The organism is Actinokineospora sp. (genome assembly GCF_050699995.1).
GTDB lineage: Bacteria > Actinomycetota > Actinomycetes > Mycobacteriales > Pseudonocardiaceae > Actinokineospora.
The window spans coordinates 1-25,359 of the sequence record NZ_JBOHGC010000602.1; the positions used below are offsets into that span (position 1 = coordinate 1).

The 25,359-nt window shown below is 68.5% G+C and carries 32 protein-coding genes; 28 read left to right on the top strand and 4 right to left on the bottom strand.

Annotation, left to right across the window (positions count from 1 at the left end; translation table 11 throughout):
- The 6 genes from ACRDSQ_RS29005 to ACRDSQ_RS29030 form a co-directional block, all read left to right on the top strand.
- Window positions 1-199: hypothetical protein (locus tag ACRDSQ_RS29005; RefSeq protein WP_431425425.1), on the top strand; the 199-nt coding region annotated here is incomplete at its 5' end.
- Window positions 196-393: a hypothetical protein gene (locus tag ACRDSQ_RS29010; RefSeq protein WP_431425426.1), complete on the top strand. Its 198-nt coding sequence runs from the start codon at window positions 196-198 to the stop codon at window positions 391-393. The genes ACRDSQ_RS29005 and ACRDSQ_RS29010, both read left to right, overlap by 4 nt.
- Window positions 374-898, top strand: coding sequence for a WhiB family transcriptional regulator (locus ACRDSQ_RS29015; RefSeq protein WP_431425428.1), 525 nt, complete (start codon window positions 374-376; stop codon window positions 896-898). The genes ACRDSQ_RS29010 and ACRDSQ_RS29015 overlap by 20 nt, the downstream gene beginning before the upstream one ends.
- A gap of 38 nt (window positions 899-936) precedes the next feature.
- Window positions 937-1,797: a hypothetical protein gene (locus ACRDSQ_RS29020; RefSeq protein ID WP_431425429.1), complete on the top strand. Its 861-nt coding sequence runs from the start codon at window positions 937-939 to the stop codon at window positions 1,795-1,797.
- Between the two features lie 103 nt (window positions 1,798-1,900).
- Window positions 1,901-2,656, top strand: coding sequence for a DNA-methyltransferase (locus ACRDSQ_RS29025; protein ID WP_431425430.1), 756 nt, complete (start codon window positions 1,901-1,903; stop codon window positions 2,654-2,656).
- A 22-nt stretch (window positions 2,657-2,678) separates the two neighbouring features.
- The gene (locus ACRDSQ_RS29030) at window positions 2,679-3,167 is read left to right on the top strand and encodes a helix-turn-helix domain-containing protein (RefSeq protein WP_431425432.1); all 489 of its coding nucleotides are present in this window, start codon (window positions 2,679-2,681) and stop codon (window positions 3,165-3,167) included.
- 1 nt (window position 3,168) lies between these two features.
- Here ACRDSQ_RS29030 and ACRDSQ_RS29035 read toward each other — a convergent pair whose 3' ends face one another.
- Window positions 3,169-3,780, bottom strand: coding sequence for a DUF4145 domain-containing protein (locus ACRDSQ_RS29035; RefSeq protein WP_431425434.1), 612 nt, complete (start codon window positions 3,778-3,780; stop codon window positions 3,169-3,171).
- A 71-nt stretch (window positions 3,781-3,851) separates the two neighbouring features.
- Between ACRDSQ_RS29035 and ACRDSQ_RS29040 the strand changes: the two genes are divergently transcribed.
- Genes ACRDSQ_RS29040 through ACRDSQ_RS29055 form a run of 4 tightly spaced genes read left to right on the top strand, consistent with a single transcriptional unit; the run spans window position 3,852 to window position 8,829 of the window.
- Window positions 3,852-5,114: a PBSX family phage terminase large subunit gene (locus ACRDSQ_RS29040; protein WP_431425435.1), complete on the top strand. Its 1,263-nt coding sequence runs from the start codon at window positions 3,852-3,854 to the stop codon at window positions 5,112-5,114.
- Between the two features lie 22 nt (window positions 5,115-5,136).
- Window positions 5,137-6,699 (top strand): phage portal protein, encoded by a 1,563-nt coding sequence (locus ACRDSQ_RS29045; protein ID WP_431425437.1) that lies wholly within the window; start codon window positions 5,137-5,139, stop codon window positions 6,697-6,699.
- Window positions 6,671-8,605: a phage minor capsid protein gene (locus ACRDSQ_RS29050; protein ID WP_431425439.1), complete on the top strand. Its 1,935-nt coding sequence runs from the start codon at window positions 6,671-6,673 to the stop codon at window positions 8,603-8,605. Before ACRDSQ_RS29045 ends, ACRDSQ_RS29050 begins: the two co-directional genes overlap by 29 nt.
- Entirely contained in the window at window positions 8,593-8,829 is a 237-nt protein-coding gene (locus ACRDSQ_RS29055; RefSeq protein WP_431425441.1) for a hypothetical protein, read from the top strand. The genes ACRDSQ_RS29050 and ACRDSQ_RS29055 overlap by 13 nt, the downstream gene beginning before the upstream one ends.
- 825 nt (window positions 8,830-9,654) lie before the next feature.
- On the opposite strand, the gene ACRDSQ_RS29060 is transcribed toward ACRDSQ_RS29055, so the two are convergent.
- A complete protein-coding gene (locus tag ACRDSQ_RS29060; protein WP_431425443.1) occupies window positions 9,655-9,855 on the bottom strand; it encodes a hypothetical protein in 201 nt (66 codons plus the stop codon).
- Window positions 9,856-9,979: 124 nt separating this feature from the next.
- Between ACRDSQ_RS29060 and ACRDSQ_RS29065 the strand changes: the two genes are divergently transcribed.
- From ACRDSQ_RS29065 to ACRDSQ_RS29105, 9 genes are read left to right on the top strand one after another with little or no spacing between them, the layout of a single operon-like run.
- Complete coding sequence (locus ACRDSQ_RS29065) at window positions 9,980-10,600, top strand: hypothetical protein (RefSeq protein ID WP_431425444.1); 621 nt, start codon at window positions 9,980-9,982, stop codon at window positions 10,598-10,600.
- A gap of 2 nt (window positions 10,601-10,602) precedes the next feature.
- The gene (locus ACRDSQ_RS29070; RefSeq protein ID WP_431425445.1) at window positions 10,603-11,481 is read left to right on the top strand and encodes a P22 phage major capsid protein family protein; all 879 of its coding nucleotides are present in this window, start codon (window positions 10,603-10,605) and stop codon (window positions 11,479-11,481) included.
- The gene (locus tag ACRDSQ_RS29075) at window positions 11,478-11,756 is read left to right on the top strand and encodes a hypothetical protein (protein ID WP_431425447.1); all 279 of its coding nucleotides are present in this window, start codon (window positions 11,478-11,480) and stop codon (window positions 11,754-11,756) included. Before ACRDSQ_RS29070 ends, ACRDSQ_RS29075 begins: the two co-directional genes overlap by 4 nt.
- A gap of 4 nt (window positions 11,757-11,760) precedes the next feature.
- Window positions 11,761-12,162: a hypothetical protein gene (locus ACRDSQ_RS29080; RefSeq protein WP_431425449.1), complete on the top strand. Its 402-nt coding sequence runs from the start codon at window positions 11,761-11,763 to the stop codon at window positions 12,160-12,162.
- Between the two features lie 15 nt (window positions 12,163-12,177).
- Window positions 12,178-12,501 carry a hypothetical protein gene (locus tag ACRDSQ_RS29085; RefSeq protein ID WP_431425451.1) on the top strand — a complete coding sequence of 108 codons (324 nt, stop codon included), beginning with the start codon at window positions 12,178-12,180 and terminating at the stop codon, window positions 12,499-12,501.
- 21 nt (window positions 12,502-12,522) lie between these two features.
- Window positions 12,523-12,891, top strand: a complete 369-nt coding sequence (locus tag ACRDSQ_RS29090; RefSeq protein ID WP_431425453.1) for a hypothetical protein — start codon at window positions 12,523-12,525, stop codon at window positions 12,889-12,891.
- Window positions 12,888-13,319 carry a minor capsid protein gene (locus ACRDSQ_RS29095; RefSeq protein WP_431425455.1) on the top strand — a complete coding sequence of 144 codons (432 nt, stop codon included), beginning with the start codon at window positions 12,888-12,890 and terminating at the stop codon, window positions 13,317-13,319. The genes ACRDSQ_RS29090 and ACRDSQ_RS29095 overlap by 4 nt, the downstream gene beginning before the upstream one ends.
- Window positions 13,320-13,330: 11 nt before the next feature.
- On the top strand, window positions 13,331-13,813 hold the full coding sequence (locus tag ACRDSQ_RS29100; RefSeq protein ID WP_431425457.1) for a phage tail tube protein: 483 nt from the start codon (window positions 13,331-13,333) through the stop codon (window positions 13,811-13,813).
- Window positions 13,813-14,325 (top strand): DUF7426 family protein, encoded by a 513-nt coding sequence (locus tag ACRDSQ_RS29105; protein WP_431425458.1) that lies wholly within the window; start codon window positions 13,813-13,815, stop codon window positions 14,323-14,325. Before ACRDSQ_RS29100 ends, ACRDSQ_RS29105 begins: the two co-directional genes overlap by 1 nt.
- A gap of 171 nt (window positions 14,326-14,496) precedes the next feature.
- Here the strand turns inward: ACRDSQ_RS29105 and ACRDSQ_RS29110 are convergent, their stop codons facing one another.
- Window positions 14,497-15,387 (bottom strand): hypothetical protein, encoded by an 891-nt coding sequence (locus tag ACRDSQ_RS29110; protein ID WP_431425460.1) that lies wholly within the window; start codon window positions 15,385-15,387, stop codon window positions 14,497-14,499.
- Between the two features lie 98 nt (window positions 15,388-15,485).
- On the opposite strand from ACRDSQ_RS29110, the gene ACRDSQ_RS29115 reads away from it, so the two are divergent.
- From ACRDSQ_RS29115 to ACRDSQ_RS29155, 9 genes are all read left to right on the top strand, one after another.
- Window positions 15,486-17,666, top strand: a complete 2,181-nt coding sequence (locus ACRDSQ_RS29115) for a phage tail protein (RefSeq protein ID WP_431425462.1) — start codon at window positions 15,486-15,488, stop codon at window positions 17,664-17,666.
- Window positions 17,666-18,550, top strand: a complete 885-nt coding sequence (locus ACRDSQ_RS29120) for a hypothetical protein (RefSeq protein ID WP_431425463.1) — start codon at window positions 17,666-17,668, stop codon at window positions 18,548-18,550. The genes ACRDSQ_RS29115 and ACRDSQ_RS29120 overlap by 1 nt, the downstream gene beginning before the upstream one ends.
- Window positions 18,551-18,750: 200 nt before the next feature.
- Window positions 18,751-19,773, top strand: coding sequence for a hypothetical protein (locus ACRDSQ_RS29125; RefSeq protein WP_431425464.1), 1,023 nt, complete (start codon window positions 18,751-18,753; stop codon window positions 19,771-19,773).
- 80 nt (window positions 19,774-19,853) lie between these two features.
- Window positions 19,854-20,936, top strand: a complete 1,083-nt coding sequence (locus tag ACRDSQ_RS29130; protein ID WP_431425465.1) for a hypothetical protein — start codon at window positions 19,854-19,856, stop codon at window positions 20,934-20,936.
- Window positions 20,937-20,990: 54 nt separating this feature from the next.
- The gene (locus ACRDSQ_RS29135) at window positions 20,991-21,686 is read left to right on the top strand and encodes a hypothetical protein (protein WP_431425467.1); all 696 of its coding nucleotides are present in this window, start codon (window positions 20,991-20,993) and stop codon (window positions 21,684-21,686) included.
- Between the two features lie 101 nt (window positions 21,687-21,787).
- Entirely contained in the window at window positions 21,788-21,952 is a 165-nt protein-coding gene (locus tag ACRDSQ_RS29140; RefSeq protein WP_431425469.1) for a hypothetical protein, read from the top strand.
- The gene (locus ACRDSQ_RS29145; RefSeq protein WP_431425471.1) at window positions 21,949-22,860 is read left to right on the top strand and encodes a peptidoglycan-binding domain-containing protein; all 912 of its coding nucleotides are present in this window, start codon (window positions 21,949-21,951) and stop codon (window positions 22,858-22,860) included. Before ACRDSQ_RS29140 ends, ACRDSQ_RS29145 begins: the two co-directional genes overlap by 4 nt.
- Window positions 22,857-22,994, top strand: a complete 138-nt coding sequence (locus tag ACRDSQ_RS29150; RefSeq protein ID WP_431425472.1) for a hypothetical protein — start codon at window positions 22,857-22,859, stop codon at window positions 22,992-22,994. The genes ACRDSQ_RS29145 and ACRDSQ_RS29150 overlap by 4 nt, the downstream gene beginning before the upstream one ends.
- 51 nt (window positions 22,995-23,045) lie before the next feature.
- On the top strand, window positions 23,046-23,315 hold the full coding sequence (locus ACRDSQ_RS29155) for a hypothetical protein (RefSeq protein WP_431425473.1): 270 nt from the start codon (window positions 23,046-23,048) through the stop codon (window positions 23,313-23,315).
- A 1,060-nt stretch (window positions 23,316-24,375) separates the two neighbouring features.
- On the opposite strand, the gene ACRDSQ_RS29160 is transcribed toward ACRDSQ_RS29155, so the two are convergent.
- Window positions 24,376-25,191 (bottom strand): hypothetical protein, encoded by an 816-nt coding sequence (locus tag ACRDSQ_RS29160; protein WP_431425475.1) that lies wholly within the window; start codon window positions 25,189-25,191, stop codon window positions 24,376-24,378.
- Window positions 25,192-25,359: the final 168 nt, after the last annotated feature.

Consider the following 25,359-nt stretch of genomic DNA (forward strand, 5'->3'; position numbering starts at 1 on the left):
GGCCCTCGACCGCGGCAAGCGCGTGCACATGGGGCGGGTCAACTCCGGGCGCCGCTGGACCTACGCCGAGCACCTCGGATGCCACAGCGCCGACGGCACATTCCTCGCGTTCGCGCCCGACACCAACCTGCAGCGCCTACGCGGCTGGACCCGACAAGGCGCCCTGTTCGCAACGCCGACGGGGGACACGATCCGATGAACGCCGACCGCCGACAAGCACTGTCCACAGTGGCCGACACGCTCGGCCGCGCCCTCGACCATCACCTACGCCGCGACGAGCACGACGCCGACCTCGTCGGCGCGGCGCGGGTTCGCTGGTCGCCGATCACGCTCGCGCTCGCCGAGGCGCTCGACACCGTGCGGGGGCTCTGTGATGACGCTGCGTTTGCCTGAGTGGCGTACCCGCGCCGCGTGCCGCGGTCGGTTCGCCGACCTCGACTTCATCGACCCGCCCGCCGAGCAGGTCGACGAGTGCCGCACGTTGTGCGCTGGGTGCCCGGTCGCCGAGCAGTGCCTCGCCGAGGCGCTCGCCGCGGGTGAGGCGTGGGGCATCTGGGGAGGGCTCGACGCCGACGAGCGCGAGCGGCTCGCCGAGCAGACCGGCGCCCCGGCGCCCGCTGTCCGTCCCGGCCACGGCACGAACTCCCGGTACGCCAAGCACGGCTGCAGGTGTGACCTGTGCCGAGAGGCGCACACCGCCTACGACCGGGAACGCCGAGCGCGGAACCGGAAGCGAGCGCGGGCGGGCGACCCGTGGTCGGAGCCGGTCGTCCTCGGCGAGCCCGTGCGGGTCGGCCGCGTCTGGACATGCGCCGGGCAATACCTCTTGCCCCTGCCCGGCTTGACGGTCTCCCCTGCTGTCCGCCGCGACGCCGAGGCACTCGCACCGGCCGCGTGAGCCCCAATCCGGTGACGGACGCGCGACACGCTCGGCTGGTGTTCACCTGTGCCGCGCCGCCGTGCGCCAACCCGACCATCACCGGCTATGTCTGCGGGCTGTGCCTCGGCCGTCTCGACGGCGACCTCGTCGAGGTCGCCGACCTGGTCGACGAACTCGACGCCACGATCGCCCGGCAGACCCGCACCGGGCAGCGAGTCGGCTCGGCATCGGCCGAGACCGGGCTGCCGTTCAACGACGGCGCCGCCGAGGTCGCCCGCGACCTGCGCTCGGTGTTGTCGACGTGGGTACGCGACCTGTGGGAAACACATGCCCCACGCCGCATAGTGCTTACCGGCACCACCGATGCCGACGGCCGCCCGGTGACGGTGGCGGAGCTGGACCCGCTCGACCTCGACGACACCCTGCCCGAGATGGCCGCATGGCTGCGCCGTCACCCGTCGTGGATCGAAGACCATCCGGCCGCGGGCGAACTGGTCGACGAGATCGGCGATGCCGTCGAGCGCGCCCGCCGGGCGGTCGACCTTGCCCCGGCGCGGGTCTACTGCGGGCCATGCCCGGACTGCGGCGCCGACGTGTATGCGCGGCCCGACCGGGCGCTCGTGCGGTGCCGTGAATGCGACGTCCGGCACGACGTCGACGCGTTGCGGGCCGCGCTGCTCGACGCTGCCCGCGAACATCTGGCCACGGCCGCCGAAGTCGCTCGCGCGTTGCCGAGGCTGCTCGGCCGCGACCTTTCGGCGAACACGGTGCGCACGTGGGCGCGCGCGGGCAAGCTCGCACGGCGTTCACCGGACGAACGCGGTCGGCCGCTGTACCGGGTCGGCGACGTCATCGACCTCGCGCTGATCACCCCGACGCGGTCGCATGTCACCCGCGATGTCGCCGAGTCGGCGTAAACTGGTGATCAGCAGCGGGTGAGCTATGCCCGCACCTTGACCAGGCAGCCCCGCGACCACCCCCAGGGTCGCGGGGCTGTCGCATGTTCAAGGGGGTGATCGCGTGCCGACCGTCGACATGCGTCACGGCGACGCTCTGCGGGTGTTGTCCGAACTGGACACCGCGAGCGTTGACGCCGTGATCACCGACCCGCCGTACTCGTCGGGCGGGATGGTCCGCGGTGACCGCGCCGCCGGGGTCCACACGAAGTACGTGCAGACCGACAGCAAGAGCGGACGCCGTTTGGCCGCGTTCGGCGGGGACAACCGCGACCAGCGCTCGTTCGCGTACTGGTCGGCGCTCTGGCTCGGCGAAGCACTGCGAGTCACCCGCCCCGGCGGCGCCCTGGTCGTGTTCTCCGACTGGCGACAACTGCCGACCGTGACCGACGCTATCCAGCTCGGCGGGTGGGTATGGCGCGGCATCGTGCCGTGGCACAAGCCCAACGGGCGCCGCACCCAGGGCAGGTTCGCGAACAACTGTGAGTACATCGTGTGGGGCACGTGCGGGCCGCGCCCGCTGGACATGATCCCCGGCAACCTTGACGGGTTCTTCCAGATCAACACCCCCCGCGGTCGCGAGCACGTCACCCAGAAACCGGTCGAACTCATGCGCGAGTTGGTCAAGATCACCCCGCCCGGCGCGCTGATCCTCGACCCGTTCGCCGGTGCCGGGACGACCGGCGTCGCCGCCGTCGCCGAGGGCCGTTCGTTCCTCGGTGTCGAGGCATCAGAGCACTTCCATGGTGTCGCTGCGCGTCGGCTCGCCGAGGCGCTCGACGCGAGCGAACAGCAGGGCGAGCAACTCACCCTCACCTGAACCGGGGGCGGGGTGATCGACCATGCCGCGCAACCTGATCACCGACGCCGACCGCGAGCATGTACGCGCCCTGCACGCCGAGGGCAAGACCCGCAACGACATCGCCCGCGCCTTGAACCGCTCCCCGTCAACGGTGACCGGCATCGCCCGCGCGCTCGGCCTGTCGTTCGACCGCACGGCGACGGCCGCGGCCACCCACGCCCGGCAAGTCGACAACCGCGCCCGCCGGGCCGAGATCGTCGGCCGCCTCTACGGCCGCGCCGAGCACCTGCTCGCCCGACTGGAGGCAGAGCGCTACTCGTTCACCACGACCACCGTGCACGGGATCGAGACAAAGTCACTCGACCACGTGCCCGCCCAGGACGAGAAGGCCCTCGCGTCGGCGACCTCAACCCACCTCGGCGCCGCCGTCCGGCTCGAACAGATCGACGCCGACAAGGGCGCCGACAATGCACGGTCAATGCTCATGACCCTGGGTATGGCACTCGGTATCACGAACCAGCCACTTTAAATTATGGCGTCGCATTCCTTTGGAGTCGAGCATTTCGGCGCCTTTCGACCCTGGCTGGCGACTGAAAGACTTCGAGCAACACCTCGTCCATCAATCCGAGTACTTCCACGGCGTCTTCCTTTGTTACGGTGGCCACGAAGTCGCCATGCGCCATTTCATTCCCAAGGTACCTAATCTCGTGAGCCGCCTCGCGAACATGAGGGCGAATCAGATGAGCCTTATGCATTTCCTCGATTTTGCTCGCAAGCACACCTGAAGTGATACCTTTTTCTTTGGCTGTTGCCTCAACCACGGATCGCGCCAATTGGACGGCGGCGCGCAACGCTCCTACCTGGAGGCACTTGTGAGCCTCGGATGCGGCCTCTGCGATGTGGTCCGGTACGTCTTCGAATGACCTGGGCGACGAGTGATCGCCGGGAAGCCAACACAACGCGTCATTGACATAATCAATGAAGTCCTTGATGTCGTTCGAGCTAAGTTCCGGAATCTCGCGTGCAGGCCGACGTATGTACGCGACATTCAATTTCCTACAATGGTCGCATCTGTAAGCTGCCATCACACACGTGTGATCCGGCTCGTCGTCAACGACGGCCGTCGCATCCGCATAGGTCATGTTGGAAAACCTGGTACACCATCCACAAACTGTGCTCGCCATAACCCTAGATCATAGGTCCCCCGCATCCAATGATCCAACTAGATACGCCGTTGTCGCCGAAACAAGTCAATTCGCTACGTGAGTCGAGCACCCGCGTGTCGATCTGGTCGGGTGCCATCCGATCCGGCAAGACCATCGCGTCACTGTTGCGATGGTTGATCTATGTCGCGTCTGCACCCCGCGGTGGACAGCTTGTCGTTGTCGGCCGCACCCGCGACTCCGTGGCACGCAACGTGTTCGCTGTGCTCACCGACCCGTCGCTGTTCGGTCCGATCGCCGAGCATGTGCACTACACAGCCGGGGCGCCGACGGCGCAGATCCTCGGCCGCACGGTGTACGTGCTCGGTGCCTCGGACAGCAAGGCCGAGAAGGTGCTGCGCGGGCTCACCTGCTGCGGTGCGTATGTCGACGAGCTAACCGTTATCGCACAAGACTTTTTCGTGCAGTTGCTCGGCCGCATGTCCGTTCCGGGCGCGCAACTGTTCGCCACCACGAACCCCGACTCGCCCGCCCATTGGGTGAAACGCCGCTACCTCGATCGGCTCGATAAGCTGCCCGACTGGCGTTCGTTCGTGTTCCACCTCGACGACAACCCGGCCTTATCGGAGTCCTATAAGGACTCAATCCGGCGCGAGTACACCGGCCTGTGGCACCGGCGGTTCGTGCTCGGCGAGTGGGTCGCCGCCGAGGGCGCCGTGTTCGACATGTGGAACCCGGCCGATCACGTCGTTCCGTGGGCCGACCTGCCGGACATGGCGCGTCTGCTCGCCGTAGGCGTGGACTACGGCACCACCAACGCCACCGCCGCGCTCCTGCTCGGGCAGGGTGTCGACCACCGGCTTTACCTGGTCGACGAGTGGCGCCACGACCCGGCGCACGCGCAGGTGCGACTCACAGATACGCAACTCTCGGCCGGACTGCGCGACTGGCTCGACCGGCCACACCTTCCCCGCCCGTCCGCGCTACGTCCGCCATGGATCGTGGCTGACCCGTCCGCGGCATCGTTCCGGGTCCAGCTCCACAACGACGGGGTGACCACGCAAGCCGCCGACAACGACGTGTCATACGGCATCCGGGTCGTGTCGTCCCTGCTGGCCGAGAAGCGGCTGCGCGTCGCCGACAAGTGCACCGGATTCGTCGCCGAGGCGCCCGGCTACTCGTGGGACGACTCGGCCACCGCCAAGGGCACGGACGCGCCGGTCAAGGTTGCCGACCACTCCCTCGACGCGGGGCGCTACGCCATCACTACCACCGAGAACCTATGGCGCCCAACACTTGCGCTCGCCGCCTGACCAACCGGGAAGGGGGCGCGACATGGCTCAGCCATGGCCACCGGCACCGTTCAACCGGGCCGCGACCCGGATGCGGGAGTGGGATGCCTGGTACGTGGGCAAGCCCGAGCAGCTCGCTGCGTTCTACGCCAACAGCCCGACCGTGCACGCACGCCCGTCGCAGTATCGGGGCGGGCTCGTCGGCGCGGTATCCCGGTTTTTCTGGGGACGCCCCACCACGCCGCGGGGCCAGCAGCGCACCCGGTTGCATGTGCCGCTCGCCTCCGACATCGCGACCGCCTCAGCCGACTTGCTGTTTTCCGAGCCGCCGCGCATTACCGTCGAGGACACCTCGGCGCAGACCCGGCTCGACGAGATCGTGAACACCCCGGCCGTGCACTCGGCGCTGTTGGAGGCCGCCGAGGTCGCCGCCGCGCTCGGCGGGGTCTACCTGCGGGTGGTGTGGGACGCCGACGTTCGCCCGCACGCGATGCTCGACGCCGTCGACGCCGACGCCGCGGTACCGGAGTGGCGTTGGCGCGAGTTGGCCGCGGTGACGTTCTGGCAGACCCTCGACGGCACCGACGGGTCGACCGTGTTGCGCCACCTCGAACGGCACGAGCCCGGCCGCATCCTGCACAGCCTGCACATGGGCACCGATGACGAACTCGGCCGCCCCATCCCCCTCACCGAACACCCATCGACCGCGTGGGCCGCCGACCTGGTCGACGCCGACGGTGCGATCGGCACCGGCACCCCGCGGCTCACCGCTGGGTACGTGCCCAACGTGCGCCCGTCGCGCGAATGGCGCGGCACCCCGGCACTAAAGCCGTTGGGGCGCAGCGATTTCGATGGTTCCGAGCCGCTGCTCGACGCGCTCGACGAGACCTATTCATCGTGGATGCGCGACGTTCGGCTCGCGAAAGCTCGGCTCATGGTGCCCGCCGGGTACCTGACGCCGAACGGCCCCGGTCAGGGCGCGACGTTCGATGACGATCAAGAGGTGTTCACTGAGTTGAACATGCTCACCGGGCGCGGCGAGGGGGCTCCGCCGATCACCCCGTCGCAGTTCGCGATCCGTGTGCGCGAGCACCGCGAGACCGCCGAGCAGATCACGCACGACGTGTTGCGCGCCGCGGGGTACTCGCCGAGCACGTTCGGCGAAACCAACGCCGCGGCGACCGGCGTCACCGCTACCGAGGTCGTCGACCGGCGCGAACTATCGGAGACCACCCGCGACAAGAAAACCCGGTATTGGTCGGCCGGGCTCGGCCCGATCACCGGCGCCCTGCTCGACGTCGACGCGCACGTGTTCGGCAGACCCGGCGCGGTGCTCGGCACCGACCCGGTCGTGTCGTTCGGCGACCAGGCACAACCGGACCCCGAGAAGCTCGCCCGCACCGCGCAGGCGTTGCTCGCCGCCGAGGCCGCCTCGACCGACGTGCGGGTGCGGATGGTTCACCCCGAGTGGGATGACGACCAGGTCGACGCCGAGGTCGCCGCCATCCACGCGGAGTCTGGCCGCAACGTCCCGGACCCGGCGACATGGCGCGGCGCGCCGGACGGGGGCGCTGCTGATGGCATGGGAGGCACCGCCCAACGCTGACCCTGCCGAGGTCGTCGAGCAACTCGCCCGCGACCTGCTCGCCGTGTTCACCGCGGCCGAGGCGCGGCTGCTCGGCGACATCGCCCGCCGAGCCCGCGCCGGGCAGGACATCCCCGAGTGGGCCAGGGAGAAAGCCGCCGCGGTCCGGGAGGTCCGCATCGCCGCCGAGCGGATGCTCACCCAACTACGCGCCGAGGCCGGTCCGGCGGCTGCCGAGGCTGTGCTCGCCGCGTGGCAGGCAGGCACCGCCGCCGCGCTCGCACAGCTCGCCGACCTCGGCGCGCTCGACGGTGAGCAATTGCTCGTCCTGCGGGCCGTGATCCCCGGCATGGACGCCGCCGCCCTGCTCGCCGCCGATCTCACCTCACGACTCGACGCCCTGCACCTGCGGGTTCTGCGGTGGGCGCAAGACGCCTACCAGGTCGCGGTCGCCGCCGCGGCACCGTCACAGCTACTCGGCACCGGCACGACCCGCACCGCGCAACGCGCAGCGTGGGATCGGCTCGCCGCCGACGGGGTCACCGGGTTTGTCGACCGGTCCGGCCGCGGCTGGAACTTGGCGAGCTACGTCGAGATGGCGACCAGGACGGCGACGGCGCGCGCGTGGAACGACGGGCACCTCGCCCGGCTCGACGCGCTCGGCGTGGACCTGGTCACCGTCTCCCGCACCACCGACGGCTGTGCCCTGTGCTCGGTGTGGGAAGGGCTGGTCCTCGCCCGCACCGGCCCCGCCGGTACCCGCACGGTCGAGAACGAGCTGACAGGTGAGCCGATGCGCGTCGAGGTCTCCGCGACCGTCGACGACGCGCGCGCCGCCGGGCTCATGCACCCGAACTGTCGCCACACCTGGCTGCCCTACGTGCCCGGCGTGACCCGCCTGCCCGAGCCAGTCGAGCACGACCAGGCCGCCGAGGGTGAGCGCGAGCACCTGCGCGCGCTCGAACGCAAGGTGCGCAAGGAAAATCGGAAGGAAGCCGCCGCACTCAGCCCTGGCGAGGCAACTCAGGCGCGGCGCCGAGTGCGCGACCTACAGGCCGAGATCCGCAAGCACGTCGACGCGACCGGGCTCAACCGCAAGCGACACCGCGAGCAGCTCAACCTCGGCCACGGCACCATGTCCGCCGCCCGCAAGCGTCGCAACAAACTCGCCGACCAGGTTGCCGAGGGCACCGCCGAGCAGGCGCGCCTCGACGCCGTCGCCGTCGAGCAGGCACAGCGACGCGAACGCGAGCGACTCGCCGCCGAGCAGGCCGAGCGCAACCGCGTCGAACGCGAGCGCGCCGAGGCGGAACAGGCCGAGCGGGATCGGAGCGAGCGGTTCGCCGCCGAGCTTGCCGCGCTGTCCGACGACGAACTCGCCGCCCGGCTTGGCGATGTCGCCGACGACGACGCCGCGGTCGGTGCCGTGCTCGCCGAATTGGAATGCCGCGAGGCCGTCGACCAGGCCGAAGAAGACGACCCGAACGCCGAGAAGTGGGCCGAGGTCGACAGGTTGGCCGAGCAGGGCCAGGACTACGAATCGGCCTATGCCGAGGTGTTCGGCGTGGATATCGAGCGTGTGCGCCGTGACGATGCGATCGCGCGTCTACGCGGTGAGGGCTACCGCGGGCACGGGTTCGACGAGTTGGCGCGCGCCGCCTACGCCGACGCGCTCGAACGCGACTACTTCACCGCCGAGGCCGCGACAAACGGCTACTTGCTCACCGCCGAGGGACAACGGAAGGGGCTCAATCCGCGGGACCTGTGGCGCCGCAACGAAACCTATGCGCGTCGATGGGCCAGCGACGAACTCAAACAGTGGTGGGACGTCCACGGTAGGCTCACGTTCGACCAGTTCACCGCCGAACTTCTCAGTGGTGGCAACGGGAAACGGTTCCGCACCGGGGGTGAGACGTGGCTGCAGTGACCACCGAGCAGGTGCGCGCCGCGCGTGCCGAGGGCTACGCCGCCGGGTACGCGCTCGCCCCGACCATGCCCAACCCTTACGCGCCGCCCCACGTTCCGGTGTGGGAGGGACCGCGCACGCCCGCCGAGCGGGCCGCGGCATACGAGCGTGATCGGCGCGCGCGCCTGCTCGCCGGAGTGTGGCGGAAAGCCCACACCGACGGACTCGCCGCCTATGCCGCCTAGCGTGGGCTTGTGCTGACGTCTGTCATCTCCGTACGTGGGGACCGATAACGCCGTCGCGCGCGCGAGGCAGGAAGGGATTCATCCATTCTCGCGAGCCATCGTAAAACCGAACCCGCCGAGTCTTGACAACTTTGCCGTTCCCAAGCTTGACGACAACTCGGAAGCGAACCGACGCCGTTCTACTCTCACCAAAATAGTCCCGTAGGCGGGCGCGGATCGCACCCATTCCGACACTAGCCTCATAGGAAGCGTGCGGTTCTACCCTAAATGGAAGATCACCCGAGAACGGTGGCAGGGCGAGGTAGGATCGCCGAACAGGGGTGACGATTTCAAATGCGTCGACGTTTATTGCTAGTCGCCCTTTGTTAATGACGCGGATTATGAACGCTTCACCTAGGGGATCGATAAGCTCGGAGCCGTCTTTTGCCCTGTACGCCGGAAGCTCATCCTTGCTATAGCCCGTCCGCGTTTCCACTGAAACACGGCTACCTGTAAGCAAGAATGCCGTTACATTCCACGTGAGGGAAATTGCACCCGTCGCGGCCCCGACGTACGCCAGAAGTTCCGAAGTAACCACAACATCAATCTATCTCGACTTTCGGGGACGCCCACCACCGGCACCTGAGCCTGGCAATGACCGACGCCACCGTTTGATCTCATCGAGACGATCGGGCGCCCACCCCGGCATGCCGTCAACCTCAACATCGTGCGCCGGAAACGCCAGTACGGCGCCCACGGGGTATCGGGCGCGCCACTTATCGACCGCGTGCCGGGTCACGCCGAGAGCGTCGGCGAGCCCGCGCACGCCGTAGTAAGCCGTGGTGGTCACGCGAGCATCATCGCGCCCTCGGCGTCCTCCCGCGTGAACAGCACGCCAACCGCCGTCGGCCACGCGAACGGCGAGTCGACCTCGACGAGCGCCTCGACGGCGAACAGGTCGCCCTGTCCCGCAGCGTCTGCCGCTGTCACGCGCCGACGCAGCGCCTCGACCTGCCGAATCTCCGTGGTGTCGAACAGTTCGAACATGCTTCCTCCGAAACTTTGTCCCGATTGGCGACAAGGTTCTCATATAGCCATTAACTCTGTCTAGGTTTTCGACATGGTTTTCCTGGGTCGCGCCGCGCCCCCATACCGACTGGAGGTTCACCCGATGACCGCACCGACCCCGCCCGTCGAGGGCACCGAGCCGGGCTCGCCCGGCGAACAGGCGCAAGCGCCCGAGACCACGCCGCCCGCGAACGGGAGCGAACCTGCTCCAGTTTCGGGTGATCAGACTTCGACCGGCGGCTCGGCTGACGTCGACACGCTGCGGGCCGAGGTCGCCGAGTGGCGAACCAAGGTGGACAGCGCGCAGCAGTCCATCGTGGACAAGATCGCCGCCGCGCTCGGCATAGCCGAGACCGGCGAGACACCCACCGTCGAGCAGGTCACCGAACAGCTCACCGCGGCACAGCGCGACGCGCGCGAACGCGCCGTCGACCTGGCCGTGTACCGGGCGGCGCCGACCGCGGGCGCCGACCCCGACGCACTGCTCGACTCGACGACGTTCCGGCGCCGGGTCGCCGACCTCGACCCCGGCGCCGACGGGTTCGGCGACAAGGTCGCCGCGGCCATCGCCGAGGCCGTCAAGGCGAACCCGCGGTTGGCGTCGACACCGGCCGCGGCGCCGCGCAGCGGCGGACAGATCTCCGGCGGATCGCCGACCGGCGACGACCTCGGCTCGCTCAGCGTCGAGGACTACATCAAGCGCACCAGGAAGAGGGGTAACTGACCATGCCGAACCAGCTTCTCACCGTCGACGTGATCGCCCGCGAGGCAATCGCCACGCTGTACGAAACCGCAGTCATGGCGGGGCTCGTGCACCGCGACTATGAAGGCGACTTCACCGGGAACAGCGGCGACACGATCACCATTCGCAAGCCCGCTGTGTTCCAGGTGAACGAGTTCAACCGGGCGACCGGAATCGTTCTGCAGGACACCGTCGAGGGCTCGACCTCGCTCACCCTGAACAAGGTCCCCGACGTGTCGTTCGCGGTGACCTCCGAGGACTGGTCGATGAAGATCACCGACTTCGGCGAGCAGTTCCTCACCCCCGCAATGGAAGCAATCGCCCAGTACACCGACCGGCTCGTGCTCGGCCTGCGCGCAGACGTCACGCAGTCCGTCGACTATGACCCCGCCTCGGCGAACGTGTCCGACGTGCTGATCGACGCCGGGAAGACGCTCAACGACGCCAAGGTGCCGACCGCACAGCGCCGCGCCGTGGCCGACACGACCCTCACCGCACTGTTCCAAAAGGACCCGCTGTTCGTGCAGGCCGACCAGGTCGGCGACGACGGAACCGCACTGCGCGAGGCGTCGATCGGCCGCAAGCGCGGTTTCGACAACTACATGACCCAGAACATCACCGACGGCGTCTCGCTGGCGTTCCGTCGTGAGGCGTTCGCGCTCGTCACCCGTACCCTGCCCCTGCCGCGGGGTATCGGCGCCGGACAGGGCTCGATCGTGAACTACAAGGGCCTCGGTCTGCGGGTGATCTACGGCTACGACATGACGAAAAAGCAAGACGTCGTGTCGATCGACTGCCTGATGGGCGTCAAGACCCTCGACCCGAAGCGCGCCGTTCTGATCAAGCGGAAGGCGGGCGCGTGATGCTGGCCTACCGCAACGTGCGAACCGACGAGCTGTACGCGCCCGAACCGGGTTCGTGGATGGCCGAGCGGCTCGCCGCTTTGTCCGAGGTGTGGCAGCCGATCGAGGTCACCGACCCGGCCGAGCCCGGCGCGGGCGCGCAGCGTCCGGCGAAGACCGCGCGCAAGGCCGACTGGGTCGACTACGCCATGTCGCGGGGCTATTCCCGCGATGACGCCGAGTCGCTCACCCGCGACGATCTCGCCCGGCTGCTCGACGAGCAGGAACAGGCGTAGCCCGATGCGGGTCTACGCCACCGCGGCCGACCTCGGCGAGTACGCGGGCGCCGAGGTCGTCGACGACGACTCGCCGAGGCTGCTCGCCCGCGCGTCCGAACTGGTCGACTCCCTGCTCGTCGCCGCCGTGTACGACGTCGACGCCGAGGGCTACCCGACCGACACGCAGATACGCGACGCCGTGCGCCGCGCTACCTGCGCGGTCGTCGAGTGGTGGCACGAGACCGGCGACCCGACCGGCGCGAGCGGGCAGTACGTCGAGTCGCAGATCGGCACGGTTCGGCTCAAACGGGCCGAGGGAATCTCAGCCGAGGTGCCGCCCGGCGTCGTGCGCATCCTCGGCACCGCCGGACTTCTCGCCCACTCGCCGCTCGCCCCCGATCGTGGGCTGTACGGCGCGCCGTAAAGGGGAGGCGAGCCGATGCGACTACCCGCGGTGCTGTTACCGCACACCATCACCGTCCGCCGCTACCTCGGCACCGGACCCTACGGCGACCAGCACGCCGACCCGGTCACGATCCGGCGCACGTTCGTCGAGGACCGGCGCCGAATCGTCCGCTCCGCGACCGGGGAGGAAGTGATCAGCGAAACCACAGTCCGCGCCCGACCCGGCGAACGCATCCCGGTCGGGTCGCTCGTGACCGTTTGGGCGGGCACCCCAACCGAACGCACCGGCCGCGTGATCACCGCGAACCTGTTCGACCACCCGTCGAGCTGGTCACACATCGAGGTCACCCTCACCTAGCCGAGATCGGGGGTGCTCCCGATGGCGACCGAGATCACCGGGAACGGTGGCGTACGGATCGAGTGGCACGGCGACGAGGTCGGCGACAACGCGCGCCGAGGCGCCGCCCGCGGGCTCGGACTCGGCGCCGAGCACGTGCGCGGGGTGTCCGTCGATCGCGCCCCGCTCGACACTGCCGCACTGCGCGACTCGGCGACGGCGAGCCATGACCCGGACGCGCTCACCGCCGCTGTCTCGTATGACACCCCGTATGCCGCACGGCAGCACGAGGAACTCGACTACCACCACCGCACCGGCGGGCCGAAGTACCTCGAAAGCGCGCTCGCCAGCGAGCGCGAGACGGTCGCCCGACTGATTCAGGCACAAATCCGTAAGGCGCTCGGCACATGAGCTGGACACGGAATCTCGCGCACGGGCTCGCCGAGCATCTCGCCGCCGCCGGAACCGGGGTGTACCGGGCGACCGGCGTCTACTCTGACACCGAGGTCGGCATCGTCGTCGGCGCTGTCCCGACGTCGCCGCCGCGCGTGCTCGCGCTCACCCCGTACCCACTCGCCGACGACGTAGACCAGGCCGACAGCGTGCTCGGCCTCCAAGTGCGCGCCCGCGCCGGAGCCGACCCGCGCGAGGCGCTCGACCTGCTCGACACCGTGTTCGACGTCCTGCACGGTGCAACCCACCTCGACCTGTCCGGCGCGCTCGTGCATCTCATCCGGCGCACCGCGTCGCTACCGCTCGGCCGCGACCAGAACGGCCGATACGAGCACGCCGACACCTACCAACTCACCGCCCACCGACCCACCCGCAACCGCGGCTAGGAGGCTGCCCAATGGCAACACGTTCATTGCTGGCAAAGGATTGGACGCTCGAAGTCGATACCCGCGCGCCCGCCGCGCCTGCACCTATGTGGACTCGCGTCAACGGCATGACGTCGTTCACCGAGTCCACAGACGACAACACCGAGGACGACGCGGCGTTCGAGGACGACGGGTGGGGTTCCTCTGTTGTCACTCAGCGAACGTGGTCGATCGAGGCTGAGGGCAAACGCAAGCGCACCGACGCCGCCGCGTTCACCCCCGACCCCGGACAGGAAGCCATCCGCAAGGCTGGGCGCGCACTCGGCTTCACCGCGAACATCAAGGTTCGGTGGTACCGGCGCGACGGCGCCCCAGACGCCTACGAGGGCACCGCAACTGTGTCCGGGCTGTCCAAGGGCGGCGCGGTGACCGACCTCGAACCGTTCAACTTCACGTTGAACGGCCAAGGGATCGCGACGGAGATTCCCAACCCTGCAACGGAAGGGGGCGCGTGATGGCGTTTCGTGATTTGTCCGAGGTGCTCGACGCGGGGCTCGCCCTGCCGATCAGCGGCAAGACGTACACGGTGCCGCCGGTCGACGCCGAGACCGGGCTGCGGTTGCAGCGGCTCGCCGAGGTCGCCGCACAGGTGGCGGGGGCGGTCGAGTCCGGGGAGTCGCTCGACGCTGTGGCGCTCGACGATGCCGCCGAGGTCGACCTGTACCGGGACGCGCTCGGCGCGGTCTACGACGAGATGGTTGCCGACCGGGTGCCGTGGCCTGCGCTGAAACTTGCCGGGGTCACTGCGTGGCTTGACGCCGCGGTGAACCGGGAGACCGCCGAGGCGTATTGGAACGCGGGCGGGGCGCCGGACCCGGAAGCCTCGGCCGGGAATCGGGCAACCCGTCGGGCGGCCCGATCGACCCGGCAACCGGCATCCGCGAGTGGTACGACCCGCACCCGCACGGCAACCGGGAAGACGGCGACGGGCACACGTGGGCGCAAGTCCTCGACCGCTGGTCGCTGATCGAGGCCGACCTGCACCAGGTCTACGGCGTCGACGTCGAGTCAGGCATCTTGCGCGCCCGGTCGTGGCGATGGCTGCGCACCCGGATTACCGGGCTAATGTCTTGCGATTGCCGATTGAGCCGATCATTCGCAAGCCGAAGCGCGAATGGCGACGACCGCAATTGAGAACCTATTCGGGAACTGTGATCGCGATCCGAATGGCAGCCGCAATCGGCGCGTTGCGTTGGTAGAACACGACGTTGAGTCCTTCATTTTCGGCGTCGTCGGCAATGTACCCCTCGCGACACGTGAGCACCTCGTCGACAATGAAGTCGGGTAGCGCCCACCCGAGGACACCATCATTGGCCAACTCCCGATACGCGGGGGCATAGTTTCGCGAAGCGTTTCCCACTCGCGATCGCAGCACCCGCCCAGGAACCACGCGGACGCCGACGACGGGTTTCTCGTTCCCCGCCGCAACCGGCAGCTTTACCGGAATACGACACTCGTAAGGCAGAACGCCGGGATGATAGAGCATGTAGTGCACAGGTATCGCATACTTAGCTTCGTATCCCGCGATAGCTCGCCACTGATTGTCGCCGACCTGTAGAGCTTTGTAGCAACACGACTCGTCGAAGCGAAAGTTCCTCAAGCCGAGCGTCGCCGGGAGGGATGGGATCATCAAGGACCCAAATCCTCCTGCTCTTGCAACTCCTTGATCTTCAACAAATTCGGACTCGCGAGGATACAGGCGCTTGCTCTGCAAAAGGACAACCTTGGTTCTCAGGAGGGCCTCGCCGCGCCTGAATGCAATTATCAACCCGATGTCGGCTATTTCCCAACGCTCCCAGTGCCAACCTCCCCCAACGAAGTGTGCATCGACGTCGACGAGCACACCCGAGGTAGTCATATGCGGGCCGTGCGCTTCGGACAGCGCGCCGATGAAGGCAAAGTCGAGCGCCTGCTCGTGTGTTGTAGGCATTCGATCGAGGTTCGCTGTTACTCGCATATTCGCAATCTCGAAGACATCCCGAATATATGCAAGAACGTCTGCTTCCAACGGGAACGGCGCCAGGCTCATTTTTACCCCTTCGTTTCCGTGTAACCCGTTCAACTAGAGCATCCGAGTATTAGATCGGCAAGTCGGCCAGAATGTTTCTGTGCGCCTGGGGGTGACCCATGGCGTTGACGGTCGGCGAGTTGGTCGGATTCCTCAAGATCGACGCGTCCGGGTGGAGGCGCGGGCTCGGCTCGGCGCGCGCGGAGTTGGCGCGCATCGCGCGTGAGTCCGGCGACGACCTGCGGACGATGGCCGACCAGGTCACCAGTGCGGGTGACCGGGCGGGCTCGGCGTTCGTGGGCGTCGCTCTCGCGATCACCAAAGCGGCGGGCGCCGCAGCGACCGCGCAGGGCGTGATCCCGATCGTGGCCGCGATGGGTGGCGCGCTCGCGTTGCTGCCCGCTATCGGCGTCGCGGTCAAGGTCGGCATGTTCGCCGCCAAGGTCGGCATGACCGGGTTTTCCGACGCGCTCGCCGCCGCCGACGACCCTACGGCGTTCGCCGAGAAGCTCGCGAAGCTCTCACCCGCGGCGCGCGAGACCGCGCTCGCCGTGCACGCGCTCGCCCCCGCGTGGAAGGCCGTTCAGCAGGCCACGCAACAGGCGTTGTTCGCCGGGGTCGCCGCCGACATCCGCGCCCTGGGCGCGTCGTACATGCCCGTGTTGAAAACCGGGCTGTCCGGGATCGCCGCTGAGTTCAACACAGCGGCGCGCGGCACCGCGGCGTTCCTCGGCCAGTCCGCGCAGGTGTCCACGGTCGGCACGATCTTCGGGCAGGTCCGCGCCTCGGTCGGCGACGTGTCCTCGGCCCTGCCCGCGTTGGTGTCGATCTTCCTCGACTTGGTCGCGGTCGGCTCGGAGTTCCTCCCCGGCTTGTCCGGTGGGTTCGGCGACGCCGCACAGTCCGCGGCCGAGTTCGTGCGCACCGCACGCGAGACCGGGCAACTGCACGACTGGATCTCGTCGGGGCTGTCCACGCTCGGAGACCTGGGCACGGTGCTCGGCAACGTGTTCGCCATCGCCGGATCGGTGTTCGGCGCGCTCGACACCGGCGGGGGCTCCCTGCTCGACACCCTGCTGCGGGTCACCGGTGGGGTTCGTGAGTTCCTCGAATCGTTCGAGGGGCAGCAAGCGCTCGCCGCGCTCGGCGAGACCGTCGGGACAGTGTCCACAGTGGTCACTGATGTTCTGCTGACCGCGCTACGACAGCTCGCGCCCGTGGTCGTCGCTTTGGCGCCCGGATTCGCTCAACTGACAACGCAGCTCGGTTCGACCCTGGTCTCGGCGCTCACCGCGGCAGGTCCGTTGCTGGTCTCGCTGGCCGGGTTCCTCTCGGCGAACGCGAGCTGGCTCGGCCCGCTCGCGCTCGGGATCTACGCCGCGGCGCAGGCTTTCGGGGTCATCTCGACCGCTGTCCGGGTGCTGAACGTGCTTGTCTCGGTCAACCCCTGGGCGCTGTTGATCGCGGCCACGATCGCTCTTGCGACGTTGATCGTGACCAACTGGGACACCATCACCGCCGCGGTCGGTGCCGCGTGGGATTGGATCGTCGGCGCGGTCAAGGGTGCGGCTGAGTTCCTGGTCAACCTGTTCCTCGACTGGTCGCTGCCGGGCTTGATCATCAAGCACTGGGACAGCATCGTCTCCGGCGTGCGGGCCGCGGTCCGGTGGGTGCTCGACGCCGTCGGGTGGCTCGCCGACCTGCCGAGCAAGGTCGCGGCGTGGTTCGGTCAGGTCAAGGACTGGATCGTCCGCAAGTCCGGTGAGGCGGTCGACTGGCTGCGTGGCCTGCCGGGGCAGATTCTCGGCGCGCTCGGCGACCTGGGCTCGCTGCTCGTCGAGGGCGGCAAGGACATCATCCGCGGTTTGGTCCGCGGCTTGGGTGATGCCGCACGCTGGGTCTGGGACAAGCTCAAAGCGATCGTGTCCGACGCGTGGAACAGCGTCCTGGACTTTTTCGGGATCGCGTCCCCGTCACGGGAAGCGATGTGGGCGGGCCGCATGATCGGGCTCGGCCTGACCCGCGGCCTTGACTCAATGACCGGCCACGTCGGAGCAGCTGCGTTGCGGTTGGCCGGGTCCGCCGGACTCCCCCCGGTCACCGCGCCATTGATCGTGTCGCCGAGCGCCGCCCCGCACGGCGAGATGCCTGCCGGTGGCCCGCCCGCCAACCATGCGGGCGGACCCTCCGACGACGGGCGTGCCCTGGTCAACATCGAGAACTACCACCCTCCCGCCGATGCGTCGCCGCACGAGGTCGCCGCCGAGCTGGATTGGCTGAGCAAGAGCGGGGGCTATTAGTGGCACTCGCCCTCGACGGCCAAATCCTGTGGCGTGACCTGGTCATCGGCACGGGAACCCCGTTGCCGTTGGCCGCGGCGGACTCGATCACCGGATGGCTCGACCTACCTGCCCAACGGGGAGGAAGTACCCCGCTGGCCGGGCGGCACGGTTCCTACGCAGGGCAACGGCTGTCCGGCAATCGGCTCGTGACGGTGGCGCTCAAAAGCGACGGACGCTATCCGCCCGAGGCGTTCGCCGCCGCGCTCGCCGCGTTGCGGCGGGCGACCGCACCCGCCGAGAACCCGGTCGAGGAACCGCTCGTGATCCGGCTCGACGGGCAATCGCTGATGTGTCAAGCCATCTGTCTGCGTCGCTCACCCCGCGTGGACCGGCACTATCGGCTCGGCCGCTCGGCCATCGCTGTGCAGTGGGAAGCCACCGACCCCCGGATCTACGCCGTCGACGAGCAGATCGTCGAGGTCGAACTCGCCACCACCGCCGGGGGCGGGCTGGACTTCAGCGGCGGAGGTTTGGACTTCACCGGCGGCCTTGACTTCGGAACCGGACAACAGGGCGGCGCCCGCACGGTCACCCTCGGCGGACACGTCCCCACGTGGCCGGTACTGGAGATCACCGGCCCAGTCACCGGCCCCGTCGTGACCCTCGGCGAGAGCGGTCGACGACTCGGATTCGACGGGACGTGGTCCGTCCTAGCAGGACAGACGTTGCTGATCGACACCTACCGGCGCACCGCCGAGATAGCCGCGGTGAGCGTGCGGCAACGCCTGTCCATCGCGCAATGGTCCCCGCTCGAACCCGGTCCGACGCTCGTGCGGTTCTCCGCCGCCGCCTACAACCCCGACACCCGCCTGCGCGTGCGATTCCGCGACGCCTACCACTGACAGGAGGTACCACCGTGGCCAAGTTCGATTCCTGGGCCACCATGAACGGCGCCACGCGCACGCTCGACGCGCAAGACGCGCGAGTCGGGATCAGTGCCCTACTGACACCAGGCGGCTCCTTGGTGACCGCACGCGCGGGGCTTCGTCCCGGACCGGGCGACCCGCTACGTGTGGCCGCGACCGCGACACCCGGACCGAATGTGACCGTGCAACCGGGGCAGTTAGTGCTCGGCGCGAGCCGCGGCAACGGCGCCTATCTGACCACGACGGACACCACCGACACTCTGCCAATCCTTGATGTCCCGGCGCACGCGAGCCAGCAGCGAAACGACCTGATCGTCGCCCGGCAGAGCGACACCTATTACGGGGACAGCGCTACCGCGTACACCATCACTCGGGTTGTCGGCACGCCCGGAGCGGGCGACCCCAACCCGACCGCGGGCGGGCTGTCGCCGGACTACGTCCTGTTGGCGCGCATCCGGGTCACCGCCGGGGCGACCGCGATCACCGCGGCGATGGTCGACGACTTGCGGCCCGGCAAGACGGTCGCGCTCGGTGGCGTGCTTCCGATCCCGACGCAGGCCGCCCGCGACGCCCTGCCCACCTACCCCGGACACACCATCTGGCGGGAGGACCGCAAGTGGACCGAGGTCCACGACGGCACCGCTTGGCGGGTGCAGGGTGTCGCGATCTGTACGTCGACGGCTGATCGTGACTCGGCGATCACGCATCCGCAGAGTGGGCAGTTGGCGCAGACCACCAACGCGGGTGATGTCCTGTGGCAGTACGACGGCGGTTCGGGGTTGTGGGTTCAGGTCGGCGGGGCGTGGATGCCCCGTGGCTGGATCGGCGAGTCCTCCAACGGGGCGGGCGCGGGAGACATCACGAGCGGGACCGTGGTCGATACCGTCCTGAACAAGACCCTCCCGGCGGGTAGGCGCATCAAGGTGAGCTGGGAATGTTCGTTCGACCAGGTTGCGCCCCCGTATCCCACGCTTGGTATCGGCTACCAGGCAGGGGCGACGATCACCGCCGCCGGAATGACGGTGTTGCGCTGGTGGAACATCGACTCGACCAACCTCAGCAGGCCGTTCGGGATCACGGGAACGTGGGTTGTGCCCGCCACCGCTACGTACTCGTTCGGCTCTTTGGCGGTCGGCAACGGTGGCACCGTGCACGTCTACGGGCGGTTCCTGCTCGTCGAGGACATCGGGGGGTCGTGAGCATGGCCGCCCCGGTCTACACGTACATGGTTCACGACTTGCTCACCAACATTCCGTTGGGCGACTTGCCGCTCACTGGCGTGAGTTATGGCAAAAGGCTCAACGATTCCGGCGCCGCGAGCGGATCGTTTCATGTGGAGAACCGGCGCGACCCGCGTCGAATCGTCCGCGACCCCTACGACCTCACCACCCCGTGCAAGCGGTGCATCTACATCTACCGCGACGACGTGCCGCAGTGGGGCGGGATCATCTGGACCCGCCGATACGACAGCCGCACCCGCACCGTGCAGCTCGGCCTCGGCGACTGGTGGACCTACTACGACCACCGCAAGATCCTTCCCCTACTCCCGGCGAACCCGGCCGTCCGCTACACCGTCGCCGAGATGGTCGCCCGGTTCGGCCACCCCGCGCCCATCGACCAGAACGCCATCGCCCGCGGCCTGCTCGCCCTGGCGCACCAGCATCCGGGCGGAAACCTCGGCGTGGTCGCCGACACCGTCGACTCTCTGATCACCCGCGAACGCACCTACCGCGGCTATGAACTCGGCGACGTCGGCGAGGCCCTGCGCCAACTCGCGGGCGTGCGGAACGGACCCGACTTGCTGTTCGACGTCGACCGCCAACTCGGCGCCGACGGGCGCCCCGTGCGGCGCCTGCGCCTGGGCGACCCCGGCCTCGGCCAACAGGGCTCGGCGTGGGTGTTCGAGTACGGCGGCAACGTCGTTGACTACACGTGGCCATCGGACGGAACCCGTTACGCGAGCCGGGTTCTGGCCGCCGGGGAAGGAACGGTCGAGGGCACGCCGATCGCCGTCGCCGAGAACGTCGACGGCTACCCGACCGGGTGGCCGCTGGTCGAGACCGAACGCGGCTACTCGACCGTGTCCGACCCCGGTGTGCTGCAAGCCCACGCCGACGCCGACCTGCAGGCCGCGCGCCGCCCCGTCGTTCTCCCGCAGTTGGAGGTGCGCGGCGAGCGTTGGCCCATGGTCGGTGAGTGGAACGTCGGCGACGACGCCCGAGTCGTCATCGAAGATGACTGGCTGCCCGACGGGGTCGACACGCTCGCGCGGATCGTCGCCGCGGACATCACCCCGCCCGAGGGCGACGCCGACGAGAAAGTCGTCCTCACCATGTCGCCCCTGCTCGACGACATCGCCTGAGAGGGGACACCAGTGGGATTGGTCAACCTCCCGACGAACCTTGTCGACCGGGTCGTGAAGCTCGAACGCGGACTCGAAGCGGTCCGCAAACTGGCCGGACTCACCTCCGCAATCATCCGCCGCGGCGGGCTCACCTTGCTTGACGATTCGTTCATCAAGGTTGTCGACGACAGGAACACGACTATCGTCTACATCGGACCCGACGTGGACGGAAAGCAGATAGTGAGGCTGCGCCGCGAGGGCGGCGCGGACGTCCTCTACACCTACACCCACCCCAACGGAAACCAGTTCTGGGCACTCACCGACCGCGCTAACCGCATCCTTGCCTCCGACGACGCCGTGGCAGGCGTCGGCTTGGCGCGGCCGTGGCTGGCAGTGCCCATGCACAAGCTGTTCACCGGCCCGCCGGGCGTCCACCAGTACGCAACCGTCGACGCCTCGGCAATATCCACCGAGAAGCAACTATGGGAAGGGCGAATCCCGCTCGTCTCACACCCCCGAATCGAGCTGTACGGAGTGTGGGGGCAAGCAAGCGGCGCCAACAACACCACCTTCCGCCTGCTCGTCAACGGCACCCAAGTCGGCACCTGGTCGGTGAACGGCGCCTTGCAGAACACCACACAAGGCCCGTTCGACATGACCGCGTTCATCGAACAGCCAAACGTGCAGGTCTCGCTCATGGCACGGGCGAGCGGTACCGGCGAAGTCGCCGCCGGGCTGCTCGGTTGCTGGCAACGCCAAAGCCCCTAACGCACCACCGCACCTGATCACCAACAGCCAACCCGCATAGCGCGGGTCGCTTCCGCGCGCCCAAACCGGGCGCATTCAACAGAAACAAGAGGAAGGACGCAATGTCCACACCGGAATCCGTCGAGCCCGTCGGCGACGTCGGCGACCACATCGACCCGACCGCCCCCGACCCGAAGCCGGACGAGATCACCGACCCGGCGCACCCCGACCACGTCGACCCGTACCCGGACGCGACCCCCGTCGACGACCAGGAGGTGACCGCGTGAGCGTCCACACCGGATACGAACCCGCCCGCTCATGCACCGGCGCGGCCACCGACGGCGCCCGCGCGCTCATGGCCTGGTTCCTCGGCGCCTACGGCTCCCGCGGCGGACGCAACCTCGGCATCTACAACTGCCGATCCATCGCGGGCAGCTCGACGACCAGCCTGCACGGCGAGGGCCGCGCAACCGACCTCGGCGTCCCCGTCGGCGCCCCGTGGGCGCAGGCGCTCGCCGACCGGCTCGTCGCCATGTCCGCGGAGTTGGGCATTCAGTGCGTCATCTACGCACGCCGCATCTGGTCCGGGTCCTACCCCAACGCCGGATGGCGCCCGTACAACGGGCTGAACGCGCACGTTGATCACCTGCACGTCGAGCTGTCGTGGTCGGGTGCCCGGACGCTCACCGCGGCGACCGTTCAGCGCGTGCTCGGCGGCACCCCCGCGCCGGTTCCCGGCGCACGGCCGACCATCCGAGCAGGTTCCCGCGGCGACGCCGTGCGCGAGGCACAGAACCGGCTCGCCGCGCACGGGTTCGGCCCCGGCGCCGCCGATGGCGTGTTCGGACCCAAGACCACCGACGCCGCCAAGAGGTTTCAAGGCGCCCGCGGGCTCGCTGCCGACGGGATTGTCGGGCCGCGCACGTGGGCGGCATTGCTGGCAGCGCCACCGGCACCGCCGACACCCGCACCGACATCGGCGCGCCCGGTGATCCGGCGCGGAGCCAAGGGCGACGCCGTGCGCGAAGTCCAGCGGATCTTGAACGCCTGGTATCCGGCCCTGCCCCGGCTCGTCGTCGACGGCGATTTCGGCGCGGCCACCGACGCGCGGGTACGGCACATGCAACGCGCCGCCGGTCTCGCCGTCGACGGGGTCGTCGGCCCGGCGACATGGCGTCGCCTGCTCGGCGGGTGACCCGCGTGCGTGCCCTGCTCGTCGGCGCCCTCGGCGTCGCCCTGGCCGTGCTCGTCGGCCGCGGGTGGGTCCGCCTCGGCCAGATCGAGGCCGACCTGCTCGCCGCTGATCGCGAACTCGCCGAACGCGACTAGTCCACAACCAATCCGCAATCCATCCACAAGTTATCCACAGAGAGGCAATCCATGTCCGACCGCCTGATTTCCTGGCTGCGCACCGTCGTTCCCGGCCTATGGGCCGCGCTCGTCGCGTGGCTGGTCACCCTCGGCGTCCCCGCCTACGTCACCGACGCGCTCGACGGCGCGGGCGCCCTGGTCGTCGTCCCGATCGTGCTCGGCGTTGTGTATCCGATCCTGCGCGCCGCCGAGGCGCGCCTGCCCGACTGGCTGACCCGCGTCCTGCTCGGCTCGACACGGCCCCCGACCTACCGCATGGACAATCCGCCCGCTACCTGAGGCGAACAGAGCCCCCGCACCTGTGGGTGCGGGGGCTCTTCCTGCGTTCATGGTCGCCCGCGCTTCCGGTCGAGACGGAACGGCAAGTCTCGCGCCAGATTCGATGGCGGAACCACCACACTTAGCTTCTCCAAACCGTGCACACCGATCTTGTCGACGACATGCCGAACAGTGTTCGTGTAGGCCCGATACTTCAGATAGCCGAACGTTGGAACGGCGACACCTGTCAGCAGAGACACAGCGATGGTGAGGACGTTTATGAGCATGCTTGCAGGACCCTCCAGGGGATGGTCCTGGTGCTCATCTCCAAGCGGCTACGGCCGGCTCTCTACCTGTGGTGATGGGGCGCTCAGACGCCAGGGACTAGATAGATCCCGTGTAGCTCGAGCAGGCGGTCTGTTGTTGTTCCCTCACGCTAGCAGGCAGGACCGACAGATCACCTCCACGCCTTCCAGTGCGTGTCGGGCAGGATGAGCGTCCGACGCGCGTACCCACGTCGGATGGGCTCCTCGTAATGGTGAAGCCACTCCTCCGGCTGGCCCGGCGAGGGAAAATCCAACGCCTCCATCATTCCCAGTAGAAGCCCAAAATCGACATTCCCAGTACCGTGGGTGCAGCCTGCCACCATGAATTCCTTCGAGCCGCGGTAGCCATCCCATGCCCAGTTGAGGATCCCGGCCGTCCCACGGCCCGTCCACGTGACGCCAAGCCAGACGTAACGGACGGACACGCGCGGGTCGCCACGCCGAAACACCCGGCCAAGCAGACACCCCTTCGCCGGGCACCGGACCACAAAACCGGTCATCTTCCGCTGCGTGGCCGGATGGAGAGTTAGAAACCAATCCGCGAGCCTATCCGCTTCGGCCTGCCATTCGCGCCGATTCGCAAGCGAGCGGATCGGATGCCCCTGGTCGTCGCGAGGGTTGTGTGGATCCGTTCTTTCCCAACGAACGAACGCACGTGTGCTGGCACCGCCAGACTCGTTACCAAACCTGTGCCGTGGACGGCGCGGACCCCTGGCCATGCCCTCAGCATCCCACTAACAAGGCAGAATGCAGAGCTAGCGCGAGATCGGCACAAGCAGAGCGTCCGCCCATTGTCGCGCGGCGTCGGCCATGCGCTGTTTCCACGGTTGCGGGTCGTTGGCCGCGATGTCGTCCCACATGTCAACGTTGGCGCGGGCGAACACGTCGAGCGCGGGCCGAGGTGCGCCCGCCCATGCGCGCGTGCGGCTCGCCCAGTTCTCGGCCTGCGGCGCCGTGTGCCCTGCTGCGATCAGCCGCAGAGCCAGGCAGCAGGGGTCGATCCACGCGGCGCCGCGGGTCGGCCACGCCCAGTCGATCATCCGGGGCCTACCCTCGGTAGTGATCAAGATGTTGTCTGGGTTGTAGTCGGTGTGCAGCAACGTGTCGCCGCCGAGCAGTTCGGCGTCGTGGTCGTCGAGGTACTCGGCCCACCGTCGCCGAGCGTCCTTCAACGGCAGGTCGGGAATGGGGAGCGCGGCGAGTGTGTCGATAGCGGCGATCACGGCCGGAAGATCCGGGGAGTCCGGCGCGTAGTCCGGGTGGCGTCCCTCGACGTGTTCGAACGCGAGTACGTCCCAACCCTCGATGTCGTCGAGCCGCCACAGCAGGGCGGGCGCGAGCGGTTGCACGTGCGGGTTGATCGTGGCTTCCCGCTGTTGGCCGACCACGCCCGGATGATCGACGCGAATGCCTTTGACGAATACCCGGCCGCCGGGGGTGGCCAGGACCGCGGCGAGTGCGGAGTTAGCGCCCTGGGAGACCGTGTGCGCCTCGCTGATAGGGCCGCTGTGTTCGGCGATGGCGTCCCGCAGGCTCGCGGGCAGGCTGTGCCATTCGATGCGCTCTTGCATGACTTCCTTGCCTGTCGTCGTGCGCCTCACCGACGGGAGGCAGGCTATCGGACATGGAAGGTGGCCGAGCACGCGACGCGCGCTCGGCCACCTGATCTAGCGGGTTAGTACGGGTTGTCGTCCGACGCTGCGCAGTTGCACCGCGCATACGCGCCGAGTTGCTCGACG